The sequence below is a fragment of the Leeuwenhoekiella sp. MAR_2009_132 genome, from assembly GCF_000687915.1.
GTDB lineage: Bacteria > Bacteroidota > Bacteroidia > Flavobacteriales > Flavobacteriaceae > Leeuwenhoekiella.
On record NZ_JHZY01000004.1, the window covers coordinates 1 to 5,000 of the forward strand.

At 44.2% G+C, this 5,000-nt stretch carries 1 protein-coding gene, 2 tRNA genes and 2 rRNA genes (1 of these 5 running past the window's edge); all 5 read right to left on the minus strand.

Annotated features, from left to right (window positions below; genetic code table 11):
- Positions 1 to 1,860 (minus strand): 23S ribosomal RNA (locus tag P164_RS08220); the annotation flags it as partial.
- Between the two features lie 244 nt (positions 1,861 to 2,104).
- Positions 2,105 to 2,180 (minus strand) — tRNA-Ala (locus tag P164_RS08225).
- 142 nt (positions 2,181 to 2,322) lie between these two features.
- A tRNA-Ile gene (locus tag P164_RS08230) sits at positions 2,323 to 2,396 on the minus strand.
- A gap of 149 nt (positions 2,397 to 2,545) precedes the next feature.
- Positions 2,546 to 4,065 (minus strand): 16S ribosomal RNA (locus tag P164_RS08235).
- Positions 4,066 to 4,899: 834 nt separating this feature from the next.
- Positions 4,900 to 5,000: the 3' end of a putative porin gene (locus P164_RS18970; protein ID WP_117434327.1), read on the minus strand. 127 nt of this gene lie beyond the right edge of the window; only the last 101 of its 228 coding nucleotides appear in the window; the start codon falls outside the window, past its right edge — the gene reads right to left on this strand; its stop codon occupies positions 4,900 to 4,902.

Here is a 5,000-nt window from a genome sequence, read left to right on the forward strand (position 1 = left end):
GCCGTTTACCGGGGCTTCAATTCAATGCTTCGCTAAAAGCTAACATCTCCTCTTAACCTTCCGGCACCGGGCAGGTGTCAGGCCCTATACTTCATCTTTCGATTTCGCAGAGCCCTGTGTTTTTGATAAACAGTCGCCTGGACCTCTTCACTGCGGCCCACAAATAAATGTGGGCGACCCTTCTCCCGAAGTTACGGGTCGATTTTGCCTAGTTCCTTAGCCATGAATCTCTCGAGCACCTTAGAATCCTCATCCCAACCACCTGTGTCGGTTTACGGTACGGGCTGCTTCACTCGCTTTTCTTGGAAGAATCTCCTCTGGATTATCACAATAGCCGAAGCCGTAGTGTACTATCGCAACCTTAAAAGTTGCTTCAACGTGCTATTCCGTCAGCACGCACCAAATTTAATTCTCCGTCACTTTTAACGTGAGCAGGTACAGAAATATTAATCTGTTGTCCATCCACTACCCCTTTCGGGTTCGCGTTAGGTCCCGACTGACCCCGGCTGATTAGCATGGCCGGGGAAACCTTGGTCTTTCGGTGTGCGGGTTTCTCGCCCGCATTATCGTTACTTATGCCTACATTTTCTTTTGTAACCAATCCAGCATACCTCACAGTACACCTTCAACTTTGTTACAATGCTCCCCTACCAGATGACAAATTAATGTCAAATCCATAGCTTCGGTAGTATGTTTATGCCCGATTATTATCCATGCCGAACCGCTCGACTAGTGAGCTGTTACGCACTCTTTAAATGAATGGCTGCTTCCAAGCCAACATCCTAGCTGTCTGGGCAGTTCAACCGCGTTTTTTCAACTTAACATACATTTGGGGACCTTAGCTGATGGTCTGGGTTCTTTCCCTCTCGGACATGGACCTTAGCACCCATGCCCTCACTGCTGATCAACATTTTATAGCATTCGGAGTTTGTCAGGAATTGGTAGGCGGTGAAGCCCCCGCATCCAATCAGTAGCTCTACCTCTATAAAACTATAAATCAACGCTGCACCTAAATGCATTTCGGGGAGTACGAGCTATTTCCGAGTTTGATTGGCCTTTCACCCCTACCCTCAGGTCATCCCAAGACTTTTCAACGTCAACGGGTTCGGTCCTCCACTATGTGTTACCACAGCTTCAACCTGCCCAAGGGTAGATCACACGGTTTCGCGTCTACTCAACCTAACTTATGCGCCCTATTCAGACTCGCTTTCGCTACGGATCCGATGCTGAACATCTTAACCTTGCTAGATAAAGTAACTCGTAGGCTCATTATGCAAAAGGCACGCCGTCACAGCTTGCGCCGCTCCGACCGCTTGTAGGCGTATGGTTTCAGGATCTATTTCACTCCCTTGTTCAGGGTTCTTTTCACTTTCCCTCACGGTACTGGTTCACTATCGGTCTCTCAGGAGTATTTAGCCTTAGCGGATGGTCCCGCCAGATTCATACAGGTTTCACGTGCCCCGCACTACTCAGGATACCACTATCTATAACATTCTTTACCTATACCGGGCTATCACCGTCTATGGCACTCTTTCCAAAGTGTTCTAATTCATTATGCATAAAATGTCGTGGTCCTACAACCCCGGAACTGCCGTAACAATTCCGGTTTGGGCTAATCCGAGTTCGCTCGCCGCTACTATCGGAATCACTTTTGTTTTCTCTTCCTCCGGGTACTTAGATGTTTCAGTTCCCCGGTTTGCCTCCTTGCGGATACTATACCTTCAGTATAGTGGGTTGCCCCATTCGGATATCTGCGGATCAATTTGTATGTGCCAATCCCCGCAGCTTTTCGCAGCTTATCACGTCCTTCTTCGCCTCTGAGAGCCTAGGCATTCCCCATACGCCCTTATTTAGCTTATTGTACTTCTTGCTCTTATAAGGACTTAGGTATTGCTACCAAGCCTTGTATTCTTTTGTATTCTAATGAGTTCTATCTATAATATATAATTAACTATTACTAGCTAACTAAAAATTTGTTTCTCTCGTATTCTTATTATTTCCCAATATGTCAATGAACGATCGCGAGTCGCGATAGACAATCAAATCATCTATGCTACTCACCGCAAGCTCTGAAGATACTATTTCATACCTCCAGGGCATTGCCTGGTGGAGAATATCGGAGTCGAACCGATGACCTCCTGCGTGCAAGGCAGGCGCTCTAGCCAGCTGAGCTAATCCCCATTATTTAAAAAGATAGTTAACAGTTATTAGTTAACAGTACTTATAACGGCTACTCAACCTCTAAAAATTTCCTTCAATAATTTCTTATGAACTAACGTCTCAAGCTTATAACCTAAAACATATATGTGCCTTAGCACATAGTAGTCTCAGGCAGACTCGAACTGCCGACCTCTACATTATCAGTGTAGCGCTCTAACCAGCTGAGCTATGAGACTGTCCTTTATTGATCAATCGAATGACTCACTACTTAAAGTGAGCCATCAATCGAAAAATATCTTGAATCAACAACATTAAAACTAAAATAAGTATTCGAACTTTCTTTCCTTATAGTCGTGGCTTTGTCTGCTATGCAGCAAAGCTCTAGAAAGGAGGTGTTCCAGCCGCACCTTCCGGTACGGCTACCTTGTTACGACTTAGCCCCAGTTACCGGTTTTACCCTAGGCCGCTCCTTGCGGTGACGGACTTCAGGTACCCCCAGCTTCCATGGCTTGACGGGCGGTGTGTACAAGGCCCGGGAAACGTATTCACCGCATCATGGCTGATATGCGATTACTAGCGATTCCAGCTTCACGGGTCGAGTTGCAGACCCCGATCCGAACTGTGATAGGTTTTATAGATTCGCTCCGCCTTGCGACGTGGCTGCTCTCTGTACCTACCATTGTAGCACGTGTGTGGCCCAGGACGTAAGGGCCGTGATGATTTGACGTCATCCCCACCTTCCTCACAGTTTGCACTGGCAGTCTTGTTAGAGTTCCCGACATTACTCGATGGCAACTAACAACAGGGGTTGCGCTCGTTATAGGACTTAACCTGACACCTCACGGCACGAGCTGACGACAACCATGCAGCACCTTGTAATCTGTCCGAAGAAAAATCTGTTTCCAAATCTGTCAGACTACATTTAAGCCCTGGTAAGGTTCCTCGCGTATCATCGAATTAAACCACATGCTCCACCGCTTGTGCGGGCCCCCGTCAATTCCTTTGAGTTTCATTCTTGCGAACGTACTCCCCAGGTGGGTTACTTATCACTTTCGCTTGGCCACCCAGCTCTCAATCGAGCCGGACAGCTAGTAACCATCGTTTACGGCGTGGACTACCAGGGTATCTAATCCTGTTCGCTCCCCACGCTTTCGTCCATCAGTGTCAATCAATTATTAGTAGCCTGCCTTCGCAATCGGTATTCTATGTAATATCTATGCATTTCACCGCTACACTACATATTCTAGCTACTTCATAACAATTCAAGACTAACAGTATCAATGGCAATTCTACAGTTGAGCTGCAGACTTTCACCACTGACTTATTAGTCCACCTACGGACCCTTTAAACCCAATGATTCCGGATAACGCTTGCACCCTCCGTATTACCGCGGCTGCTGGCACGGAGTTAGCCGGTGCTTATTCTTATGGTACCGTCATCAGTCTACACGTAGACCTTATTCTTCCCATATAAAAGCAGTTTACAACCCATAGGGCCGTCTTCCTGCACGCGGCATGGCTGGATCAGGCTTTCGCCCATTGTCCAATATTCCTCACTGCTGCCTCCCGTAGGAGTCTGGTCCGTGTCTCAGTACCAGTGTGGGGGATCTCCCTCTCAGGACCCCTACCTATCGTAGCCTAGGTGTGCCGTTACCACACCTACTAGCTAATAGGACGCATGCTCATCTTGTACCGTAACCTTTACTATTTAAATGATGCCACTCAAATAGACTATGAAGGATTAATCCAAGTTTCCCTGGGCTATACTTCAGTACAAGGCAGATTGCATACGCGTTACGCACCCGTGCGCCACTCGTCAGCCACCGAAGTGCTGTTACCGTTCGACTTGCATGTGTTAGGCCTGCCGCTAGCGTTCATCCTGAGCCAGGATCAAACTCTTCATCGTAGTGTTTTTATAATATTCCACGATATAAGGAAATCTAATTACTCTTTACAGAGTGCTCAAAATGGTTATTCTAGTCTTTAATTCAAATATTATTTATCTCTAAATAATACGCGTTGTCAATTCAATATGTCAAGGAACTTTCTCTATCTCTCAAGAGAATTTCTTTGTTAGATGCTAAGGAATCGAACCTTATTTTTATTACCAAATCATCTCGTTTTCAATGTGCGTAGCTCTCTGCGAAAGCGGCTGCAAATATACAATCTTTTTTATTTACCAAACAAATAAAAAATTAAGTTTTTTTTAAGCCTCATTCTAAAAGATTCTTAAGAACTAATCCTACATTTCGTTGCCAAAATTCAGGAGGGCAAAGATACTACCCTTTTTTAATTCAACACGAATTAATCGTATCTTTTTTTTAAACCACACTTTCTAAGAACGTAAAACCGATTTTTATACCCGATTTTGGAGGCGCAAATATAGAACGATTATCTAACCCTACAAGCATTTTTTAAAAGTATTTGCAAACTAATTTTACAACTCCTTAAAACCAATAACTTACACCCTAAATTAATTTTAAAACATTCTTAATTAAGAGTGTCTAAACTGAACTATCATCCTTAAATAAATATTAAAAAATACCAATCCTAATAAATTAAAGCTATTTACTCGATGAAATACATGGCCTAATTCGGGATCCTAATAAAGAATTATAGCAAAAAGGATTTTATAACAGGGTAGAAAACTGAAGAGGACTACTTATTAGAGAGTAAATCACCCATAAAAAGTGAAGGCAGGAAGTCATGGAGGCGTATTTGATAAGAATAAGAAAAGAAACTAAAGAAAGAAACTCCACACCAAACCATAACGCAACGTGAAATCACGATACGGATAGCGTGGCGCACTATAATAATTATTCTCCGATACAAGCGAATTGA